Source organism: Paenirhodobacter populi (assembly GCF_004022215.1).
GTDB lineage: Bacteria > Pseudomonadota > Alphaproteobacteria > Rhodobacterales > Rhodobacteraceae > Rhodobacter > Rhodobacter populi.
In genome coordinates, this window is the sequence record NZ_SAUZ01000015.1 from 65,440 (window position 1) to 85,055 (window position 19,616).

22 protein-coding genes are annotated in these 19,616 nt (G+C 66.1%); 16 read left to right on the forward strand and 6 right to left on the reverse strand.

What is annotated here, in order from left to right:
* Nucleotides 1–6 precede the first annotated feature (6 nt).
* Nucleotides 7–459, forward strand: coding sequence for a ribbon-helix-helix domain-containing protein (locus D2T30_RS13570; protein WP_128209299.1), 453 nt, complete (start codon nt 7–9; stop codon nt 457–459).
* Nucleotides 460–483: 24 nt separating this feature from the next.
* Here D2T30_RS13570 and D2T30_RS13575 read toward each other — a convergent pair whose 3' ends face one another.
* On the reverse strand, nt 484–891 hold the full coding sequence (locus tag D2T30_RS13575) for a VOC family protein (protein ID WP_128209300.1): 408 nt from the start codon (nt 889–891) through the stop codon (nt 484–486).
* A gap of 75 nt (nt 892–966) precedes the next feature.
* On the opposite strand from D2T30_RS13575, the gene D2T30_RS13580 reads away from it, so the two are divergent.
* The 14 genes from D2T30_RS13580 (at nt 967) to D2T30_RS13645 (ending at nt 13,412) form a co-directional block, all read left to right on the forward strand.
* Nucleotides 967–1,548, forward strand: coding sequence for a TetR/AcrR family transcriptional regulator (locus D2T30_RS13580; protein WP_128209301.1), 582 nt, complete (start codon nt 967–969; stop codon nt 1,546–1,548).
* 258 nt (nt 1,549–1,806) lie between these two features.
* Nucleotides 1,807–2,760, forward strand: coding sequence for a P-type conjugative transfer ATPase TrbB (gene trbB, locus D2T30_RS13585; protein ID WP_449295456.1), 954 nt, complete (start codon nt 1,807–1,809; stop codon nt 2,758–2,760).
* Complete coding sequence (locus D2T30_RS13590) at nt 2,757–3,089, forward strand: TrbC/VirB2 family type IV secretion system protein (RefSeq protein WP_128209303.1); 333 nt, start codon at nt 2,757–2,759, stop codon at nt 3,087–3,089. Before trbB ends, D2T30_RS13590 begins: the two co-directional genes overlap by 4 nt.
* Complete coding sequence (locus D2T30_RS13595) at nt 3,086–3,367, forward strand: VirB3 family type IV secretion system protein (RefSeq protein ID WP_128209361.1); 282 nt, start codon at nt 3,086–3,088, stop codon at nt 3,365–3,367. The genes D2T30_RS13590 and D2T30_RS13595 overlap by 4 nt, the downstream gene beginning before the upstream one ends.
* Nucleotides 3,368–3,377: 10 nt before the next feature.
* Nucleotides 3,378–6,011 (forward strand): conjugal transfer protein TrbE, encoded by a 2,634-nt coding sequence (gene trbE, locus D2T30_RS13600; protein ID WP_128209304.1) that lies wholly within the window; start codon nt 3,378–3,380, stop codon nt 6,009–6,011.
* Nucleotides 6,008–6,781 (forward strand): P-type conjugative transfer protein TrbJ, encoded by a 774-nt coding sequence (gene trbJ, locus D2T30_RS13605; protein ID WP_128209305.1) that lies wholly within the window; start codon nt 6,008–6,010, stop codon nt 6,779–6,781. Before trbE ends, trbJ begins: the two co-directional genes overlap by 4 nt.
* Nucleotides 6,782–6,822: 41 nt before the next feature.
* A complete protein-coding gene (trbK-alt, locus tag D2T30_RS13610) occupies nt 6,823–7,134 on the forward strand; it encodes a putative entry exclusion protein TrbK-alt (protein ID WP_128209306.1) in 312 nt (103 codons plus the stop codon).
* 3 nt (nt 7,135–7,137) lie between these two features.
* Nucleotides 7,138–8,460: a P-type conjugative transfer protein TrbL gene (gene trbL / locus D2T30_RS13615; RefSeq protein ID WP_128209307.1), complete on the forward strand. Its 1,323-nt coding sequence runs from the start codon at nt 7,138–7,140 to the stop codon at nt 8,458–8,460.
* Nucleotides 8,457–9,146 carry a conjugal transfer protein TrbF gene (gene trbF / locus D2T30_RS13620; protein WP_128209308.1) on the forward strand — a complete coding sequence of 230 codons (690 nt, stop codon included), beginning with the start codon at nt 8,457–8,459 and terminating at the stop codon, nt 9,144–9,146. Before trbL ends, trbF begins: the two co-directional genes overlap by 4 nt.
* Nucleotides 9,143–10,195 (forward strand): P-type conjugative transfer protein TrbG, encoded by a 1,053-nt coding sequence (trbG, locus tag D2T30_RS13625; RefSeq protein ID WP_128209309.1) that lies wholly within the window; start codon nt 9,143–9,145, stop codon nt 10,193–10,195. Before trbF ends, trbG begins: the two co-directional genes overlap by 4 nt.
* Nucleotides 10,192–11,334: a TraB/TrbI/VirB10 family type IV secretion system protein gene (locus D2T30_RS13630; protein ID WP_206612957.1), complete on the forward strand. Its 1,143-nt coding sequence runs from the start codon at nt 10,192–10,194 to the stop codon at nt 11,332–11,334. Before trbG ends, D2T30_RS13630 begins: the two co-directional genes overlap by 4 nt.
* A gap of 2 nt (nt 11,335–11,336) precedes the next feature.
* A complete protein-coding gene (locus D2T30_RS13635) occupies nt 11,337–11,561 on the forward strand; it encodes a DUF2274 domain-containing protein (protein ID WP_128209310.1) in 225 nt (74 codons plus the stop codon).
* Nucleotides 11,562–11,790: 229 nt separating this feature from the next.
* Nucleotides 11,791–12,330: a DUF6088 family protein gene (locus D2T30_RS13640; protein ID WP_241651277.1), complete on the forward strand. Its 540-nt coding sequence runs from the start codon at nt 11,791–11,793 to the stop codon at nt 12,328–12,330.
* A complete protein-coding gene (locus D2T30_RS13645) occupies nt 12,327–13,412 on the forward strand; it encodes a nucleotidyl transferase AbiEii/AbiGii toxin family protein (RefSeq protein ID WP_338325444.1) in 1,086 nt (361 codons plus the stop codon). The genes D2T30_RS13640 and D2T30_RS13645 overlap by 4 nt, the downstream gene beginning before the upstream one ends.
* 225 nt (nt 13,413–13,637) lie before the next feature.
* Here the strand turns inward: D2T30_RS13645 and D2T30_RS13650 are convergent, their stop codons facing one another.
* The 3 genes from D2T30_RS13650 to D2T30_RS13655 form a co-directional block, all read right to left on the reverse strand.
* Complete coding sequence (locus D2T30_RS13650; RefSeq protein ID WP_241651278.1) at nt 13,638–14,213, reverse strand: DUF2285 domain-containing protein; 576 nt, start codon at nt 14,211–14,213, stop codon at nt 13,638–13,640.
* Nucleotides 14,206–14,421 (reverse strand): transcriptional regulator domain-containing protein, encoded by a 216-nt coding sequence (locus tag D2T30_RS23645; protein ID WP_241651279.1) that lies wholly within the window; start codon nt 14,419–14,421, stop codon nt 14,206–14,208. Before D2T30_RS23645 ends, D2T30_RS13650 begins: the two co-directional genes overlap by 8 nt.
* Nucleotides 14,422–14,530: 109 nt before the next feature.
* Nucleotides 14,531–16,084 carry an MFS transporter gene (locus tag D2T30_RS13655; protein ID WP_128209312.1) on the reverse strand — a complete coding sequence of 518 codons (1,554 nt, stop codon included), beginning with the start codon at nt 16,082–16,084 and terminating at the stop codon, nt 14,531–14,533.
* Nucleotides 16,085–16,225: 141 nt separating this feature from the next.
* Here D2T30_RS13655 and D2T30_RS13660 point away from each other — a divergent pair, with 141 nt between their 5' ends.
* Nucleotides 16,226–17,164, forward strand: coding sequence for a LysR family transcriptional regulator (locus D2T30_RS13660; RefSeq protein ID WP_128209313.1), 939 nt, complete (start codon nt 16,226–16,228; stop codon nt 17,162–17,164).
* On the opposite strand, the gene D2T30_RS13665 is transcribed toward D2T30_RS13660, so the two are convergent.
* Nucleotides 17,149–18,183 carry a serine hydrolase domain-containing protein gene (locus tag D2T30_RS13665; protein ID WP_206612959.1) on the reverse strand — a complete coding sequence of 345 codons (1,035 nt, stop codon included), beginning with the start codon at nt 18,181–18,183 and terminating at the stop codon, nt 17,149–17,151. The genes D2T30_RS13660 and D2T30_RS13665 overlap by 16 nt on opposite strands.
* 149 nt (nt 18,184–18,332) lie before the next feature.
* Nucleotides 18,333–19,592 carry an MFS transporter gene (locus D2T30_RS13670; protein ID WP_128209314.1) on the reverse strand — a complete coding sequence of 420 codons (1,260 nt, stop codon included), beginning with the start codon at nt 19,590–19,592 and terminating at the stop codon, nt 18,333–18,335.
* Between the last annotated feature and the right edge of the window lie 24 nt (nt 19,593–19,616).

A 19,616-nucleotide genomic window follows, 5' to 3' on the forward strand; every position in this document is an offset into this window, starting at 1 on the left:
CCGCCCATGACCACGCGCAGCCGCATGAACGTCTATTTCGACCCGGATCTTCTCGATCGGGTGAAATCCCTGTCGCTGCGCAGGCGCGTGTCGCAGTCCGCCATCGTCGAGGCGGCCGTCGCCTCCTTCCTGTCGGGGGATTCCTCCGAACAGATGGAAGCCGCGCTTACCCGCCGGATCGACAGGCTCGGCCGCCAGATCGACGGGCTCGACGAGGATCTGGCGGTGCTGGGCGAGACCCTGGCGCTGTTCATCCATTTCTGGCTGACCGTGACGCCGCCGCTGCCGGACAGCGCGCAGCCCTCGGCCCGCGCCAAGGGGGCGGAACGGCTGGAAGGCTTCATGCAGACGCTCGGCCGCAGGCTGGCGACCGGCGACAGGTTCCTGAAGGAAGTGTCCCGGGACGTCCTTCGGCCCGAGGAAGCCGGCGTCGCCCCGGCTCCGCCCGACGCGGGTTGAGCATCCGGGCTCCGGTTTTCGGGTTCAGATCTCCGACGACAGCAGACCCTCGCGTTGCGGGGCGCGGATGAACTGCTCCACCAGCTCGGGCCGCCATTCGACATATTCGACATGAATGCTGTCTCTGTGCCGCGCATACAGCATCCTGCCGGTCGGGACGTCGACGATATCCTGGGTGATCTCGGCCCCGGCCTCCAGCAGGGCCTCTTTCACGCGGCCAAGATCGCCGACGATCACCGGCCCCTGCGTGTCGCGGATCGGGGTGAGCGCCTCCTCCGTGCCCGCGACGATCAGCATGTCCCCGATGGCGATCAGCTCCAGCTCCCCGAAGCGGAACCGCAGATGGGCGTCCCCCTTGTGCAGGGGCCGCAGCGTCTCGAGGGCCGATCCGGCGTCATGGGTGAACACCCTCGCATAGGTCTTCAGGATCATCGCTCTTCCTTTCTTAGTGACCGATACAAAAGTCGCGATTGACCCGGGGCTGTCAACTGATATTTAGTGATCGCTATGAAACAAGCCTCGCGCATCACGGGCCGGCCACGCGGCTTCGACAGGGAAAAGGCGGTCGAGACCGCGATGACCCTGTTCCGCAGACATGGATATGAAGGCGTGTCGCTGGCGATGCTGACCGATGCGATCGGCATCGCGCCGCCCAGCCTCTATGCGGCGTTCGGCAGCAAGGCCGGGCTCTATGCCGAGGCGCTCGATCTCTATGCCGGGCGTGCGCGGCATGTCGCCCTGCCCAAAGAGCAGGGCCTTTCCCTGGACCAGGCCCTGCTGCGGTTCTTCGCTTCCGCCATCGAGCATGTCCGCGATGCGCGGCAAAGCGGCTGCATGATCTCCACCGGCATGCTGGAATGCCATCCCGATCACGCCGGGCTTGCCGCCGACCTGTCCCGCCGCCGCGAGGCCATGCAGGCGTGCATCGAGCAGGATCTGGCCTTCTGGCTGCCGCCCGACGACGCGGCGCAGCTTGCCCCCTTCGTCTGCGCGATCCTGCAAGGGATTTCGGTTCAGGCACGGGACGGAGCTTCCGTCGACCAGCTGCGCGGGATCGCATCCCGAGCGGTTCGGTCGTTGGCGACATAAGATCGATAGGAGCGTTGGACTCGGCCGGGCGAGTCGCCGTTCGACGACGGAATCCGGCGACGACCGGACAGACGACCCGTCCCATTCACCGCCGATTGCCGCCGATTACCGCACGCGGGCAAACAGCTGTTGAAGGCGAGGGTTTCGTGGCTCTCTTAGTCGTCCCCATCCGGGGATCGTCATGCTCCTCCCCGGTGGAACGGGGACGATATGACCTTCACCGACCACAGGCAGGAAGCGATCGGACGCGGTGCGCGGATGCTGCGCACCGCGCTCGGGCCTGCCATTTCCGCGTATTTGCAGGATCCGGGCGTCATCGAGGTGATGCTGAACCCGGATGGGCGGATCTGGATCGACCGGCTCTCCGACGGCCTGGCCGACACGGGCGAGATCATGGCCCCTGCCGATGGCGAGCGCATTGTCCGGCTGGTCGCGCATCATGTCGGCGCCGAGGCCCATGCCCGCAATCCACGCGTCTCGGCCGAACTGCCCGAGACCGGCGAGCGGTTTGAGGGGCTGCTGCCGCCGGTAGTCGCTGCCCCGGCCTTCGCGATCCGCAAGCCGGCCGTCGCGGTCTTCACGCTCGACGACTATGTTGCCGCCGGGATCATGTCCCGGGTGCAGGCCGAGGTGCTGCGGCTGGGCGTCGTCACCCGCGCCAATATCCTCGTCGCAGGCGGCACCTCGACCGGCAAGACCACCCTGACCAACGCGCTGCTGGCCGAGGTAGCGAAGACGCAGGACCGCGTCATCCTCATTGAAGACACAAGAGAACTGCAATGCGCGGCGCCTAACCTGGTTGCCCTGCGCACGAAGGACGGCGTCGCCACGCTTTCCGATCTGGTGCGCTCGTCGCTGCGCCTGCGCCCCGACCGTATCCCGGTCGGCGAGGTGCGCGGCGCCGAGGCGCTGGACCTGTTAAAGGCCTGGGGCACCGGCCATCCCGGCGGCATCGGCACCATCCATGCCGGGTCGGGCATCGGTGCCCTGCGCCGCCTCGAACAACTGATCCAGGAAGCCGTGGTCACTGTGCCACGCGCCCTGATCGCCGAGACCATCGATCTGGTCGCCGTCCTCGCCGGACGCGGCAGCAACCGCCGCCTTGTCGAACTCTCCCGCATCGAGGGCCTGGGTCCGGACGGCGATTACAAGGTCACCTTCGCAGACTTTCCACCCGCAACCTCCAGTCCAGAACAGGGAGATCCCGCATGATCCGTCACGCCTTCACCATCCGCCGCCACATCGCCAGCGCCGCGACCTTCGGATATGTCAGCCTCCTGCTGGCGCCCGCCGCCCATGCTTCCGGCTCCTCCATGCCCTGGGAGGCGCCGCTGCAGTCGATCCTGCAATCCATCGAGGGGCCGGTCGCCAAGATCGTGGCGGTGATCATCATCATCGCGACCGGCCTGACGCTGGCCTTCGGCGACACCTCCGGCGGTTTCCGCCGCCTGATCCAGATCGTCTTCGGTCTCAGCATCGCCTTCGCCGCCTCATCCTTCTTCCTGTCGTTCTTCTCCTTCGGCGGCGGGGCGCTCGTCTGATGTCAGCCTTCGAGCAACCCGACACGGTGCCGGGCTTTTCCGTTCCGGTCCACCGGGCGCTGACCGAGCAGATCCTGCTCGGCGGCGCACCGCGCTCCATCGCCATCATGAACGGGACGCTGGCCGGGGCCGTGGGCCTCGGCCTGCGTCTCTGGCTGGTCGGCCTCCTGATCTGGGCGGTCGGGCACGTCCTCGCCGTCTGGGCCGCGCGGCGCGACCCGCTCTTCGTCGAGGTCGGGCGCAGGCATCTGCGCCTGCCCGGACATCTGTCGGTGTGAGGGCGCGGCCATGATGAACCTCGCCGAGTACCGCCGCACCGCCGCCCGCCTCGCCGATTACCTGCCATGGGCGGCGCTGGTCGCGCCCGGCATCGTCCTGAACAAGGACGGCAGCTTCCAGCGGACGGCGAAGTTCCGCGGGCCGGATCTGGACTCGGCCGTCGCCGCCGAACTGGTCGCGGTGGCCCATCGCATCAACAGCGCCATCCGCCGCCTCGGTTCGGGCTGGGCGATCTTCGTCGAGGCGCAGCGCAACCCGTCCTCGGCCTATCCCGACAGCATGTTCCCCGACGCGGCCTCGGCCCTGCTCGACGCCGAACGGAGGGCCGGGTTCGCAGAAGACGGGAGCCATTTCGTGTCGGGGTATTTCCTGACCTTCCTTTGGCTGCCGCCTGCCGAGGATGCGGCAAAGGCCGAGGCCTGGCTCTACGAGGGCCGCGCGCAATCCGGCGTCGATCCGCAGGAACTGCTGCGCGCCTTCGTGGACCGCACCGACCGCGTGCTGGCGCTGCTCGACGGCTTCATGCCGGAATGCCGCTGGCTCGATGACGCGGGAACGCTCACCTACCTGCATTCGACCATCTCGACCAACCGGCATCGCGTGCGCGTGCCCGAAGTGCCGATGCATCTCGACGCGCTGCTGGCCGATCAGCCGCTGGCAGGCGGGCTGGAGCCGCGCCTTGGCGACCAGCACCTCCGCGTGCTGACCATCGTCGGTTTCCCCACCGCGACCACGCCCGGGATCCTTGACGATCTGAACCGGCTGGCCTTTCCCTATCGCTGGTCGACCCGCTCCATCCTGATGGACAAGATGGAGGCGACCCGGCTGCTGACGAAGATCAGGCGGCAATGGTTCGCCAAGCGCAAGAGCATCGCCGCCATCCTGAAGGAGGTGATGACCAACGAGCAGTCCGCGCTGGTCGACACCGATGCGGCGAACAAGGCGCTCGACGCCGACATCGCGCTGCAGGAACTCGGCGCGGATGTGGCGGGCATGGCTTACGTCACCGCCACGGTCACGGTCTGGGATGCCGATCCACGGCTTGCCGACGAGAGGCTGCGGTTGGTCGAGAAGATCGTGCAGGGCAGGGACTTCACAGTCCTGCCGGAGAGCGTCAACGCGGTCGATGCATGGCTCGGCAGCCTGCCCGGGCACGCCTATGCCAATGTGCGCCAGCCGCCGATCAGCATCCTCAACCTCGCCCATATGATCCCGCTCTCCGCCGTCTGGGCCGGGCCGGAACGGGACGAGCATTTCAACGAGCCGCCCTTGCTCTACGGCAAGACCGAGGGCTCGACCCCGTTCCGGCTGTCGCTGCATGTCGGCGATGTCGGCCATACGCTGGTCGTCGGTCCGACCGGCGCGGGCAAATCCGTGCTGCTGGCGCTGATGGCGCTGCAGTTCCGCCGCTATGCGGGGTCGCAGATCTTCGCCTTCGATTTCGGCGGCTCGATCCGGGCCTCGGCGCTGGCCATGGGAGGCGACTGGCATGATCTCGGCGGCGAGACGACCGCCGCCGCCGTCTTCAGCCCCGACAGCCCCGTGGATCGCGATCTGGCGGTCTCGCTCGCGCTGGACATCGCCGGCGTCGCGCTCCAGCCGCTCGCCCGCATCCACGACACCTATGAACGCGCATGGGCGGCCGACTGGATCGCCGCCATCCTGATGCGCGAGGGCGTGACAGTCTCGCCGGAGGTGAAGGAACATATCTGGACCGCGCTGACCTCGCTCGCCTCCGCGCCGCTCCGCGAGCGCACCCTCACCGGCCTGATGATCCTGCTGCAATCCGGCGACCTGAAGCAGGCGATCAGGCCCTATACCCTCGGCGGCCCCTACGGGCGGCTGCTCGATGCGGAACGGGAGACGCTCGGATCGGCCCCGGTTCTCGCCTTCGAGATCGAGGGGCTGGTCGGCACCGGCGCGGCGCCCGCGGTCCTGTCCTACCTCTTCCACCGGATCGGCGACCGGCTCGACGGGCGGCCGACTCTGCTGATCATCGACGAGGGCTGGCTGGCGCTGGATGACGAGGGCTTTGCGGGCCAGCTGCGCGAATGGCTGAAGACGCTGCGAAAGAAGAACGCCTCCGTCATCTTCGCCACGCAATCGCTCTCGGATATCGACAGATCCGCCATCGCGCCGGCGATCATCGAGTCCTGCCCGACGCGGCTTCTCCTGCCCAACGAGCGCGCCATCGAGCCGCAGATCACCGCGATCTATCGCCGCTTCGGGCTGAACGACCGCCAGATCGAGATCCTCGCCCGCGCCACGCCGAAGCGTGACTATTACTGCCAGTCGCGGCGTGGGAACCGCCTGTTCGAGCTTGGCCTCAGCGAGGTAGGCCTCGCCCTCTGCGCCGCTTCCTCCAAAACTGATCAGGCTGCCATCGAGCGCATCTGGCTCGCACATGGCCCGGACGGGTTTCTGGCGACCTGGCTGCGCCATTGCGGCGTCGACTGGGCCGCCGAACTGATCCCGAACCTCACCAATCTCGTGCCGGAAACCGCAGAGCCCGGACGGGGCGATGACGACGGGAAAGGCGGTGATCCGGCCGATCTGCCGAAGGTGGCGCCCGCTGCCGCCCCGGCCCCGGACGAAGATTTCGCCGCCTACGACACACTCAGCGAACAGGAGATCGAACCATGACTTCCGCCTTCACGAAGACCCGCCCCATCGTCGCATTGCTGCTCGCCGGGGCATGCGTGGTACCACCCATCGTCGCCACGGTTCTCGTCCCGACACCCGCCCAGGCCTGGCGCATCGTCTACGACCCCTCGAACTACGCGCAGAACGTGCTGACCGCCGCCCGGACGCTCGAGCAGATCAACAACCAGATCCGCTCGCTGCAGAACGAGGCGCAGATGCTGATCAATCAGGCGCAGAACCTGGCAAGCCTGCCTTATTCCGCGCTCCAGACCCTGCAGGCCAATGTGGCACAGACCCAGGCGCTGTTGGCTCAAGCCCAGAACCTCGCCTTCGAGGTCGGCCAGATCGATCAGGCCTTCCAGAGCGAATATGGCGCGGTTTCCCTCTCAGTATCCGAGGCGCAGATCGTGGCCGATGCCCGCTCCCGCTGGGAAAATACCGTAAGTGGGTTGCAGGATGCGCTGAAGGTGCAGGCCGGTGTCGTCGGCAATATCGACAGCAACCGTGCCGAGATGGCGGCCCTGGTCGGGGAAAGTCAGGGCGCGGAAGGCGCGTTGCAGGCCACCCAGGCCGGGAACCAGTTGCTCGCCCTGCAATCGCAGCAGCTTTCCGACCTGATCGCGGTGATCTCCGCCAATGGCAGGGCCGAGGCGCTGAGCGAGGCCGAACGCGCCACGGCGGCCGAGCAGGGCCGGGTCCAGCGCGAGCGCTTCCTCACCCCGGGCACGGGCTACCAGCCCGGCAATGCCCGCATGTTCAACGGCAACTGACGCAGCGGGCGCGCTCCGCGCCGTCGGGAAAGGAGAACGTCATGGAAGGCAAGACCGGCGCCCGGATCGTGGCGATCATGCTGGCGGCAGTGGCGCTGACCGCTGCCCTCGTGTCGCTGAACCGGGAGGAAAAACCGGCGCCGGTCGCCATCGTGCCGGAGGCTCAGGCCCCGGCTGATCCGCTGCGCCAAGATCTGCGCCGCTGCCAGCAGTTGGGCAATGCGGCGCTGGAGGATGACAGCTGCCGCGCCGCATGGGCGCGGAGCCGCGACCGCTTTCTGGGCCGGGAACCTGCGGGTGCCGCAATGCCCGCCGCTCCCGAAGCGCCGAGCCGCTCATCAGAAGGACGCTGAGATATGGGCGGCACCGGCGTCATCGACAGCTTTCTCGGCATCTTCACCTCCTACATCGACTCCGGCTTTGGCCTGCTCGGCGGCGAGGTCGCCTTCATCGCCTCGACCCTGATCGTGATCGATGTGACGCTGGCTGCGCTCTTCTGGTCCTGGGGTGCGGATGACGACATCCTCGCCCGGCTGGTGAAGAAGACCCTCTTTGTCGGCGTCTTCGCTTACCTGATCGGCAACTGGAACAGCCTCGCGCAGATCGTCTTCGACAGTTTCGCGGGCCTTGGGCTGATGGCTTCCGGTACCGGCTTCTCGACCGCCGATCTCCTGCGTCCCGGCCGCGTGGCGCAGACCGGCCTCGATGCCGGACGGCCGCTGCTGGAATCGATCTCCGATCTGATGGGCTTCGTCTCCTTCTTCGAGAACTTCATCCAGATCGCCTGCCTGCTCTTCGCCTGGGTGCTGGTGCTGCTCGCCTTCTTCATCCTCGCCGTGCAGCTCTTCGTCACCCTGATCGAGTTCAAGCTCACCACTCTGGCGGGCTTCGTCCTCATCCCCTTCGGCCTTTTCGGCAAGACCGCATTCATGGCCGAGCGGGTGCTGGGCAATGTGGTGTCGTCGGGGATCAAGGTGCTGGTCCTCGCCGTCATCATCGGCATCGGTTCGACCCTCTTCGGGCAGTTCACTGCGGGCTTCGGTGGTGTAGCCCCCACCGTCGACGATGCCATGGCGATTGTTCTCGCGGCACTTTCGCTCCTCGGTCTCGGCATCTTCGGCCCCGGCATCGCCTCGGGCCTTGTCTCCGGCGGGCCGCAGCTTGGCGCGGGCGCTGCCGTCGGAACCGGCCTTGCCGGAGCCGCCACGCTGATCGCGACCGGCGGCGGCGCCATGATGGCGGCAAAGGGCGGTGCGGCGGCCGTTCGTGGTGGCGCCGCCACGGCAGGCGCGGCCTCTGCCGCCTATAGGCTGAACTCGGCAGGCCAGTCCGGCGCGGCCGGTATGGCTGCCGGCGCGGCCGGGATCGGCAAGGCCGCTGGCGGTGCCGCTCTCTCTCCGCTGCGCCGCGCGGCCGCCAGCATTACGGCCAGCCATGCTTCCGGCGTGAAGGCCGGGTTCACCGGCACTGGTGGTACCACCACTCAAGGCACGGTCGGTGCTGGCACCAGCGGTGCAGGGCCGTCCGGCGGTGGGACCTCCGTCCCCGGGTGGGCGCAGCGCCTGTCGCATGGTTCCGCCATCACCCGCTCCGCCGGCATGGCCGCCCATACCATCCGCGCCGGGGACAGCCGGGGCGGCGGAGCTTCCGTTTCTCTTTCCGAAAGCGATCACAGATGAGCATCTTCAGACGGGCTGCCCCCCATTACGGCAAGACACCCGCCCCCGAGACCCCGTATCAGAAGGCGGCCCAGGTCTGGGACGAGCGTATCGGCTCCGCCCGGGTGCAGGCGAAGAACTGGCGGCTGATGGCCTTCGGCGCGCTGATCCTCTCGGCCGGATTCGCCGCGGCGCTGGTCTGGCAATCGGCGCGCGGCACCGTGGTGCCATGGGTGGTGCAGGTCGATGATCTCGGCCAGGCGCAAACCGTCGCCCCGGCCGTGGCCGATTATCGCCCCTCCGATCCGCAGATCGCCTGGCATCTCGGCCGCTTCATCGAACAGGTCCGCGCCATTCCGGCCGATCCGATCATCGTTCGTCAGAACTGGCTCAGGGCTTATGACTGGACCACGGATCGCGGGGCGTCGGCGCTGAACGATCATGCCCGTGAGAACGATCCCTTCGCGAAGGTCGGACGCCAGCAGATTGCGGTAGAGGTCTCCTCGGTCATCCGCGCCTCGCCGGACAGCTTCCGGGTGGCCTGGACCGAGAGGCATTACGAGAGCGGGCAACTGGGCGCCACCGAGCGCTGGACCGCGATCCTGACCATCGTGATCCGCACGCCGCGCGATGCCGAACGGCTGCGCGCCAATCCGCTGGGGATCTACGTCAACGCCATCAGCTGGTCGCGGGAGATGAGCCAATGACCACCGCCCCTCTTGCAGAGAACCGTCGTTTCCCCCAACGCCCAGTCTCTCTTTCCCTCACGGCCCTGCTGATCGGCACTGCGCTGATCTCTGGCTGCGCAAGGAAGGCAGTGCCGGAGTTCGGCTATGATGCCGATGTTCCGGCGCTGCCGGCGGTGCAGGCCGGTGCGGCAGAGACCACGCCAAAGCCCCTGCATACCCCGCCGGGCTGGACCGTCGCGCGTGGCGGGGCTGCCGCAGCCGATGCGACCACCCGGGTCGGCAATGCCAATGCCGCCGCACGGGTCGAGCCGCGCCGCGACGGCTATTACAACGCCATCCAGATCTACCCCTTCTCGGAAGGGGCGCTCTATCAGGTCTATGCCGCACCGGGTCAGATCACCGATATCGCGCTGGAACCGGGCGAGAGTCTGACGGGGGCCGGTCCCATTGCCGCAGGTGACACCGCGCGCTGGATCATCGGCGATAGCGAAAGCGGCAGCGGCGCTGCGGCCCGGGTCCATATCCTCGTGAAGCCGACCCGTCCCGATATCGCGACCAATCTCGTGGTCACCACCGACCGGCGCAGCTATCTGATCGAACTCAGGGCGCAGGAAGCGCTCTACATGCCCGCCGTTGCCTGGTCCTATCCGGCCCAGCCGGGAAGCAGGCGGCAGGCGACGCCCGCCGCGCCGGTGATCCCCGCGGAATCCGCCCGCAACCACCGCTACGGCTTGCAGATCGAGGGCGCCAGCCCGCCCTGGCGGCCGGTCTCTGTCTTCGACGATGGCCGCCGGGTCTATGTCGTCTTTCCGCGCGGCATCGTGCAGGGCGAGATGCCGCCGATCTTCGTCCTCGGCCCCGACGGCGAGCCGCAGATCGTCAATACCCGGGTGCATCGCAATATCCTGATCGTCGACCGGCTCTTCGGCGCGGCCGAACTCCGCCTCGGCAGCGGCAGACGCCAGCAGGTGGTGCGGATCCTGCGCGTCGAGCCGAAAGAGACCGCAGCCGGGACAGCGGCAGGAACCCTGCCGGAGGCCCCGGCCAGCGGGAAGGTTCCGTCATGAGCGGCGGCAAACCGGCATCCGACACCGCCTCGCCGATGCGGCTGCGCGCCGAGCCAGCCCGTATCACCCGTCTTTCCCGGCGCATGCTGGCGGGCACCGCCGCCATTGCGCTGGTCATGATCGGGGGCGCGCTGATCTATGCGCTGCAGACCCGTCAGGCCGGGGAAGGCGGCGAGGAACTCTATTCCATCGACAACCGCGCCACCGCCGATGGTCTGGCGGCCCTGCCGCGCGACTATGCCGGCCCGATCCTCGGCCCGCCGCTGCCCGGCGATCTGGGCGGGCCAATCCTCGATGCGCAAAACCGCGGCCAGCCTGTCGTCCCGCCCATGATCGCGGCACCGGCTGCGGCCGATCCCGACGAGGAACGGCGCCGCGCCGAGGAAGAGGCCGCGCGGCTGAGCCGGGTGTTTTTCCCCGCCACATCCGGCACCGGCGCTGCGGCGGACGCTGCCTCTCCGGGCTTTGCCGGGCTCGACCTCTTGGGGGCAACAGGGTCGCAGGATCCGCAGACCGCGTTCCTGAACGGGCCGGTGGACCGGCAGCCCGTGGCGGTCGACCGCATCGCTGCGCCATCATCGCCCTGGATCCTGCAGGCCGGATCGGTAATTCCGGCGGCGCTGATCACCGGCATCCGTTCCGATCTGCCGGGCCAGATCACCGCCCAGGTCACCGAGCCCGTCTATGACAGCCCGACCGGATCCCTGCTGCTGATCCCGCAGGGCACCCGGATCATCGGCGAATACGATTCCGGCGTCGGCACCGGCCAGCGCCGGGTGCTGCTGGTCTGGAACCGGCTGATCTTCCCCGATGGCTCCTCGCTGGTGCTGGAGCGTCTGCCCGGCGCCGATGCCGCCGGCTATGCCGGGCTGGAGGATGCCGTCGATTATCACTGGGGCGAGGTCTTCAAGGCCGCCGGCCTCGCGACCCTGCTGGCGATCGGCACTGAACTCGCCAGTGACGACGAGGACCGGCTTGTCCGCGCCATCCGCGACGGTGCGCAGGACACTGTCAATCAGGTCGGCCAGCAGATTGTGCAGCGCCAGATGCAGGTCGCGCCCACGTTGACCATTCGACCGGGGTTCCCCGTCAGGGTGATCGTTACGAGAGATCTGGTGTTCCAGAGAGAAGGAGGCTGAACATGGTAAAGCTGAAGCTCAGGCCGCTGCCCGACGACAAACCTGTGAAGCTGACGGTGGAACTGCCCGCCAGCCTGCACAGGGACATGATCCTCTACGGCGAACTGCTCGGCCGGGCGGGAGGGCAGGGGGCCGTCGAACCCGTCCGCCTGATCGTGCCTATCCTCGAGCGATTCATTGCAACGGATCGAGGGTTCGCAAAGGCGCGGAAAGGCGACGGGAAGTGAGCGCGTTGTCCTGATGAGTGCGGGTGGAGCATCAGGCGAGTTCGTCCGAAAAATGTATGCATATTTCGGACGCGAGGATTGCCGACTGTCCGAAATTATGCTACATATTTCGGACATGATAGAGTCAGCATCAGATCTGAAGAGCGCCGTTCTAGCGCGAATTGGGGCAGGGGCCTCCAGCGCCGTCTGGACGCCTCGGGATTTCCTCGACCTCGGGGCGCGGGATGCGGTGGACAAGACGCTGCAACGCCTGACCGGCACAGGAACCCTGCGGCGGATCGATCGCGGACTCTATGACAGGCCATCCTTCAACACGCTGACGCAGAAGGCCAATCCCCCCGATCCGCGCAGCGTGATCGATGCCATCTCCCGGCGTGATCAGATCCGTGTGCTGGTCGATGGCATGACAGCCGCCAATGATCTTGGTTTCACCAATGCGGTGCCAGCGAAAGTGGTCGTGCACGCTGATACGCGGCTGAAATCGGTCTCGCTGGGTCAGTTGGAGATCGTCTTCAAACCGACTGCGGCGAGCAAGCTCTATTGGGCAGGCCGCCCGGCCATGCGTGTCGTTCAGGCGCTTCACTGGCTGCGCGATACTTTGGGGAAGGGTGATGGTGACGAGCTACTCGCCCGGCGTTTGGACATGATCCTTCATGACCCGAAGGACGGCCCGGCACTGCGGCAGGATCTGTCAGAGGGTCTGGCGTCGCTCCCCGCATGGATGCAGAACCTGCTGCGACCAATGCTCAAAGAACAGGCCGCCTCATGATGAATCCCGCATACGATCAGATTCTTGCGGCCGACGCACAAACGAAGGCGGGCGTCTTCACGACGACGGCGCAGCGTCTCGGAACCACGCCGCAGAATGTCGAGAAGGACTTCTGGGTCTGCTGGACGCTGGACGCGCTGTTCAACGGTCTGAAAGACAGGCCACGCCTGCTGTTCAAGGGTGGCACGTCGCTGTCCAAAGGCTTTGGCCTGATCAGGCGCTTCTCGGAGGACATCGACGTCACCGTGTTTCGGGACGATCTTGGAGAAGCGGCATCAATCGAAGAGTTGCAGGCGCTCAGCGGCAAGAAGCGCGGTGCGGCGCTGGATGCAATCAAGGCTGCGTGTGAGGTTTATATCAACGGGCCATGCCTGGCGGGTCTGTCCGAGATCGTTGATGAGGTCGCGAAGAGGAACAGGCTGAGCTCCGGGCAGTTCCGGGTCGAAGCTGATCCACATGACAGTCAGGCACTCTACCTGCGCTATCCATCGGCAACCCCAGAGGACGCCTACATCGCAAAGGCCGTCAAGATCGAATCCGGGGCGAAATCCGCCCTCGATCCCAATTCGACGCGCATCATCCGACCCTACCTTGAAGCCGATGTCCCTGGCATCGACCTCGGTGTTACCGACGTCACAACGGTCGATGCGGAGAGGACGTTTTGGGACAAGATCGTCATTTTGCACGGGCTCCGGCGCTGGTTCGACAACCGGGGTGAACTCAGAGGGGACGGACAACGGGTTTCACGGCACTATTACGATGTGTGCCAGCTTATGGCGTCAGATGCCGGGAAGAGCGCGCTGAAAGACCGTAGGTTGGCCGAAGATTGTGTCGCGCATGCCAGAATGTTCTTCAACCGCCCGGCCTTCGACCTGGCGATCGCCGCGCCGCCGACATTCTCCATTCATCCCGAGGGGAAGATGCTCGATGATCTCCGGCGCGACTACCGTGCCATGGCGGGCATGATCTTTGGCGAGGCGTCTGCCTTTGAAGCGATCATGGATGGTATTTCCGAACTCGAAGTGGCGCTGAACTCTGCAGATGAGGAACCGGAGGTTGGAGGCAAAAGGGGAGATGCCTGAGAAAACACAGGGAATCCGTGAGAGGGGTGGCACAGGACTGATGGTGTCAGATCGCCGCCCGGATCGAATGTCGGTCTCGTAGGTTGCGCGCCCCCGCAACCAATTCCAACATAAATCACTCGAAATCCAAGTCTGATAAAACGCTTAGGCCGCCTCCAGGCGGCCTTTTGGCGTTTGAGGCAGGCGCAATATCGGTCGTTCCGGCCGCGCCGAAGCTGTGTGCGATCAATGGCTGTGCGTTTTGATGGGATAGTGCAGCAGCAGCCGATAACCGCCCTGCATCATCCTGATGCCGTGGGCGACGAGGCGGCGGGCCTTGTTCTTGCGCGGATCAACTTCCCAATCCTCTTTCGTGCCGCTGAATCCGAGCAGCACTTCCGCGATGGTGCGATGGCTCGCGCCGTGCAGTCGCGCGTCCAGGGCGCGTAACGACAAGATGTGCCATTGGCGGAGCTGGGCGGGCATGACCCGAAACTCCGGCCCCGGCCGGCGGCCTTCGACAGAGCGCCAGAACCGCCGGGCAGCATGGGATCGCAGTTCGTAGAAGGCATCCAAAGGCAAGAACGTGCCGTAGAAGGCCGAAGCGTCGGGAGCGGCGCAGGGCAGCCACAATTGATGCGCAATGCCATCGGCCTGCCAGATGCCGTGGCAGCCATCAGCCGCGCGGCGCAGGTCGAGGCCCCCGAGATGGGCCAGCTTGATTGTCGGCCCGCTTGCGTCGGTTATATGCGCCACGGGCAACAGTATGAAGGCGTTTGGATGCACGCGCGGCGACCAGAGTGGCGTTTGTAGATCAGCCACCGTGTCCGGATCGCTTGGGAAACAGCAACCCCCAGCGGCGCACGAACGATTCCAGTTGGTTCGCGTCCTGCCTGCGGGCCAGCGCCAGCGTCTGGCAGTCGTGGCGATATTCGTCGTTGCGGCGAAGATATTCCCAAGCGAAACCGGAGGCGGCAAGCTGCCATATGTAGCCGTAAGGGGCATGGTGCCACCATTCAATATGCAGCATGGCGTCGCTTCCTCCATGCCGAGCCTTGATTGGATGAGCGACGCGAGGGGGGCGGCACTCCCCATAGGCGGCTAACCATCCGTGCTGAATGCCATCGCCGCCGCATCGCTTACCGGCCTATGCCTCGTCCGTCTGTATCGCAGGACGGCCTTTCCCGTAATGTGAGCAGGCAGATGGCGGCGGTAAGTATGGCGAGCACCGCCAGCACGAGAAGGATCGCGCGGAGCGCATCCGTGTAGGCGACATTCGCCAGTGCCATGATCGTTCCGTCCAGTGCCGGGCCTCCGTTCGTCGCGGTGCCATGCGCGCCGCTGCTAATTGTTGATGCGATTGCGGAGGCGTTCGTCGGGAGCGATATGGCGCTATCGGCTGCGGCGACGATTAGTCCATGCGCCGTAAGTCCGACCAGCGCAGCGCCGATCGCGGCTATGGCGATGGCTTCGCCCGCAACGCGCATGGTGGTGAAGATACCGGCCGCCATGCCGGCGCGCTCCTTCGGCACGACGCTGACGGAGAGCGCGTCCATCAATCCCCATGGCAGGCCGTTGCCGATGCCGATCAGCAGCATTGGCAGGATCATGGGGCCAAGCCCGGCTTCTGGCGAAAGCCGCATGAGCAGGAGCACACCGGCGGCGGCGATCAGGAAGCCGATGCCGGAGAGAATACCGGGCGAGACGAACTTTGCCAGCCGGCCTGCGATCAACGGCACCACGAGCATCGGCGCGGTGAGCGGCAGGATGGCGAGGCCGGCGGCGAAGGCGTCCCGGCCCTGAATGGCCATGAACCAGATCGGCAGATAGACGATCAGGGCGACGAAGCTGAAACCTGTGGCGACCGGCAGGAGCTGGACGCCGATGAAGCGCGGATAGCGAAAGAGCGACAGGTCGAGCATCGGATGCGCGCGCTTCAACTCGACGGCAACGAAGGCCGCAAGCAGCACGATTGCGCCGCCGAGCAGGCCGAGAACCGTGGCGCTCGCCCATCCCTCCTGCGGGCCGAGCACGATGGCGAAGGTGAGGCCGACCAGAGCGGCCGTGAACAGGATCGTTCCCGGCCAGTCGATCCCTCGCGCATCCGGGTCGAACGATTCCCTTATCCGGGGCGTTCCTAGCACGAGGATCAGGATCGAAATGACGGCGATGGAGAAATAGAGCACGCGCCAGCCCCAAAGCTCGATGACGAAGCCGGAGGCCATGGGGCCGAAGGCGAGGCCAACGCCGAAAGCCGTGCCGAGGAAGGAGAAGGCGCGCGGCCGTTCCGCGCCCTCGAATTCCTGTGCCAGCAGCGATGTGGCCGATGTCAGCACCAGCGCGCCGCCGACGCCTTCGAGCGCGCGCAGGAGATTGAGCACCAGCAGGCTCGGGGTGAGGCCGATCAGGACAGAGGTTACAGCGAAGATCACGAGGCCGGTGACGAAGCAGCGCTTGCGCCCGATCTGATCGCCGAGCGCGCCCGCCGCCATGACGCAGCCGCCGAAGGCGATGGCGTAGGCGTTCACGATCCATCCGAGGCTAGTCTGATCGCCGCCAAGATCGCGTGCGACCGAGGGGATGGAAATGGCCGGGCCGGTGAAGACCAATGGGATGATGACGGCCGAGATGCAGATCGCGAAGAGAACCTTGTAACGGTTATCGGCGGGGGTCGGGATTGATGCTGCGTCCATGTCGAACTCCGTTTCGCCGCACCGGAGCGCCCGGCGAGACGGAGGGAGCGGAAGCGCGGACGGTTTTCCGCGATGGTAATTTGGAGATAGTAAGACTATAATAGTAAGAATATTCAGATTACTTCTGCATTGGATGCAGCAATGGACGGAACGGATTTTGACCAGATCGCGGCCTTTCTCGCCACGGTGGAACACGCAGGATTCACCGCCGCCGGGACCGCACTGAGCCGGGATGGCTCGCTCGTCTCGCGGCGGGTGACGGCGCTGGAGAAGCGACTTGGCGTGCGGCTTCTGGAGCGGACCACGCGCCGGGTCGCCCTGACCGAAGCCGGCGAAGCCTATTACCAGCGGATGCGGAAAGCCGTTCAGGCGATGGGCGAGATCGACACGGACGCCGTTGACGCGGCTGGCTCGGTGCGGGGAACGCTGCGTCTGTCTCTTCCGGCGACCTTCGGGCGGATGTGGATCGCGCCGATCCTGCCGGTATTTCTGCGGCAGCATCCTGGCCTTGCCGTCGAGGCGCGCTACGAGGATCGCTATGTCGATCTCGTTGCGGAGAGCTTCGACGTTGCAGTGCGGATCGGTGAACTCGCCGATAGCCGCCTGATCGCCCGTAAACTTGCCCCTGCCAGTCGCCTGTTGTGCGCTTCGCCAGATTATCTGGCCGAGCGCGGCATGCCTGCGCATCCTTCCGACCTTGCCAACCACGACTGCATCGGGTTTTCGCGGCTCGCGTCGCATCCGATCTGGCATCTCGGTGATGATGGCAAGACTGTCGCGATCCGCATCTCCGGTCCGCTCGTCACCGACGATGCAACCAGCTTGCTCCAAGCTGCCGTAGCCGGTGTAGGTATCGCGATGGTATCCGACTGGCTCGCGGGACCGGAACTCAAGAGCGGTCGGCTGGTGCCGGTACTGCCCGGCCATCCGGTCGCCACGCCTGAAGGCATCTACCTCGTCCACCCATCTGCAAAGCTCGTCCCGGCAAAGACGCGCGTTTTCATAGACGGGCTGGTTGAGGCGTTTGTTTCCCCGCCGTGGCTGGCCCATACCGCGCATCTCGATCACAACCCGTCATAGATCGCCCGCGTGATGTCGGCGGGAAATCGTCCACCCGGAGATTGCCCTTCAAGCCCGGCGTTGGTGAACGCCACGAGGCTGAGCCTGTTGGCGGGATCGACGGACCACGAATGTCCATAGGCCCCGCCCATACGCCATGTGCCGGGCGTCTCCGCGAAGCCGGCCGCAGCGGGATCGCGCAGAATAGTGAAGCCGAGACCGAAACCGCGTCCCGGCCATGGAGCGAGGTCCATGCCCGCCGCGTGATCGGTAGCCATTTCGCTGACCAGTTCGGCAGGCAGAAGCGGCTCGCCACCCCGCCGAAGTGTTTCGAGGATGCGCAACGTATCGCCGGCCGTCCCGATCATTCCTGCACCACCGGAGGGGAAAGCATTCGTATCGAAGGCGCGGGCTGGCGACAGGCGCAGTCCCTCGACCTCTTCCCAAAGGGGCACGATCTCGGCATCCGCCATCCGACGCGGGCCGGACGCTTCGTTGACGTAAGGAACGGCCAGATGAACGGGATCGGCGACCGCGAATCCGGTGTCATTGATCCCGAGCGGCGTCGTTACCAGCTTGCGCACCGCCTCGGGGAGCGGAACGCCCGTCACGCGTGCGATCAGCCCACCCACGACATCCGTTGCGAGCGAGTAGTTCCATGCCGTTCCCGGTTGAAAAAGAAGTGGCACCGAAGCGATGCGGCGGATGTTTTCCTCAAGCGAGATGTCCGACAGGTCCATGCCATCGGACACGCCGGCACGGTGATAGGGGCCATCCGCCGGTTCGAGGAAGCCGTAGCCGAGCCCGGACGTGTGGCTTAGCAGATGGCGCAGGGTGATCCGGGCCGCCGAGCCGTCCGCGAGCTTCGGTCGGAAATCCGCAAGCCATGTATCGACGGGTTCGTCGAGCGCCAACCGCCCTTGCGCGACCAACACCATCGCGGCGGTGGACACGTAGAGCTTGGAGACGGACGCCAGCCGGAACAGCGTATCCTCGCGCATCTTCGCGATCGGCAAAGCCGGCGGCGCGGCGATAGACAAGTTTCCCATCCAGGGAGAGAAGGACAACGGCCCCGACAAGGCGTTGCTCGGCAATGGTCGTGTCGATGGCGGCGTCGATGCGATCCGGCAGACCGTCAATGGTGATCGCCGTCGAGGGCTCTGCGGTGACTATGGATGTATTCATGGCCTCACCTGTTTTGCAGATCATTGGCCTGGCTGGCGGCCGATCCGGGTTTCGATGATGGGAACCCGTGCGAGCGGGCGGCCCAGGCGACGGCGAACGTCGCGACGAGCAGCGCCAGTACGCTCCACGGAAAGGCAGACACGCCGAGGGTTTCGAGCAGGATGCCGCCGACGATCCCGCCTCCGGCAATCGCCATGTTCCAGGCCGTGACGATCATGGATTGCGCCACATCGGCCGCTTCGCTCGCCGTTTTGGCCGAAGCGGTCTGGAAGAGTGTCGCCGCACCGCCGAAGGCCAGCCCCCAAACGGCGACCGCGACGTAGATCACTGCCGGCACCTCACCCCAAATCCCGAGAAGCAGCGCGGACAGGCCGAACAGCACGGAACTGACAAGGACCAGCTCGCGCAGCCAGCGGTCGATCAGTACGCCGACGATCCAGATGCCGAGAAGCGCCGTCACGCCGAAGACCAGCAGCACCACGTCGATGCGCTCCGCGATGCCGGCCGGTACGAGGAAGGGAGCGATGTAGGTGTAGAGGATGTTGTGGGCGAGAACGAAGGCGAGTGTGACGAACAGCACCGGCCGGATGCCCGGCAGGGTGAAGACTGTCCGGAGCGCGAAGCCCTTTCCGCGCGCCTGACCGGGGAAGTCCGGCATCTTGGCGAGCACCCAAAAGACGAGGATGACGGTCAGCATGCTCATGAGGCCGAAAGTCACGCGCCAGCCGAAGGCCGCGCCGAGGAAGGTGCCCGCCGGAATGCCGAGCGAAAGGGCGAGCGGCGTTCCGACCATGGCGACGGCGATGGCGCGGCCTTTCAGATGCTCCGGCACCATGCGGGCGGCGTATCCCGCGACCAACGCCCAAAGCAGCCCGGCGAACACGCCGGCGAAGAAGCGGGCGACCAGCGTGATCGCATAGTTGTCGGAGACGGCCGTCACCGTGTTGACGATGGCGAAGCCGCCGATGGCGATCAGCAGCAGCGGCCGACGCCGCCACCCTTGCGTGGCGGTTGTCAGCGGAATCGCCGCGACGAGCGAGCCGACCGCGTAGATGGTGACGAGCTGGCCGACCAGCGCCTCCGAGACCACAAGACTCTCCGCCATCTGTGGCAGCAGCCCCGCCGGCAGGGCTTCGGTCAGAATGGTGATGAAAGCCGCCATCGCGAGCGCCAGCAGCGCAGCTAGAGGAAGCCGGTCGCCTACGGCCGAAGGCGCATCGCCCTGTTCAATGGGAGTGGTGTCGCTGGTCGTCGTCGTGGTCATTGGTCCGCCTGAGCCTTGTCTGAA

Coding starts and splice junctions, on each gene's coding strand:
- D2T30_RS13570 (WP_128209299.1), top strand. CDS start 7: ATGACCACGCGCAGCCGCATGAACGTCTATTTCGACCCGGATCTTCTC.
- D2T30_RS13630 (WP_206612957.1), top strand. CDS start 10,192: ATGAGCGGCGGCAAACCGGCATCCGACACCGCCTCGCCGATGCGGCTG.
- D2T30_RS13660 (WP_128209313.1), top strand. CDS start 16,226: ATGGACGGAACGGATTTTGACCAGATCGCGGCCTTTCTCGCCACGGTG.
- trbK-alt (WP_128209306.1), top strand. CDS start 6,823: ATGGAAGGCAAGACCGGCGCCCGGATCGTGGCGATCATGCTGGCGGCA.
- D2T30_RS13590 (WP_128209303.1), top strand. CDS start 2,757: ATGATCCGTCACGCCTTCACCATCCGCCGCCACATCGCCAGCGCCGCG.
- D2T30_RS13645 (WP_338325444.1), top strand. CDS start 12,327: ATGATGAATCCCGCATACGATCAGATTCTTGCGGCCGACGCACAAACG.
- D2T30_RS13670 (WP_128209314.1), bottom strand. CDS start 19,592: ATGACCACGACGACGACCAGCGACACCACTCCCATTGAACAGGGCGAT.
- D2T30_RS13580 (WP_128209301.1), top strand. CDS start 967: ATGAAACAAGCCTCGCGCATCACGGGCCGGCCACGCGGCTTCGACAGG.
- trbE (WP_128209304.1), top strand. CDS start 3,378: ATGATGAACCTCGCCGAGTACCGCCGCACCGCCGCCCGCCTCGCCGAT.
- trbJ (WP_128209305.1), top strand. CDS start 6,008: ATGACTTCCGCCTTCACGAAGACCCGCCCCATCGTCGCATTGCTGCTC.
- trbB (WP_449295456.1), top strand. CDS start 1,807: ATGCTGCGCACCGCGCTCGGGCCTGCCATTTCCGCGTATTTGCAGGAT.
- D2T30_RS13635 (WP_128209310.1), top strand. CDS start 11,337: ATGGTAAAGCTGAAGCTCAGGCCGCTGCCCGACGACAAACCTGTGAAG.
- trbF (WP_128209308.1), top strand. CDS start 8,457: ATGAGCATCTTCAGACGGGCTGCCCCCCATTACGGCAAGACACCCGCC.
- D2T30_RS13575 (WP_128209300.1), bottom strand. CDS start 891: ATGATCCTGAAGACCTATGCGAGGGTGTTCACCCATGACGCCGGATCG.
- trbG (WP_128209309.1), top strand. CDS start 9,143: ATGACCACCGCCCCTCTTGCAGAGAACCGTCGTTTCCCCCAACGCCCA.
- D2T30_RS23645 (WP_241651279.1), bottom strand. CDS start 14,421: ATGCTGCATATTGAATGGTGGCACCATGCCCCTTACGGCTACATATGG.
- D2T30_RS13655 (WP_128209312.1), bottom strand. CDS start 16,084: ATGGACGCAGCATCAATCCCGACCCCCGCCGATAACCGTTACAAGGTT.
- trbL (WP_128209307.1), top strand. CDS start 7,138: ATGGGCGGCACCGGCGTCATCGACAGCTTTCTCGGCATCTTCACCTCC.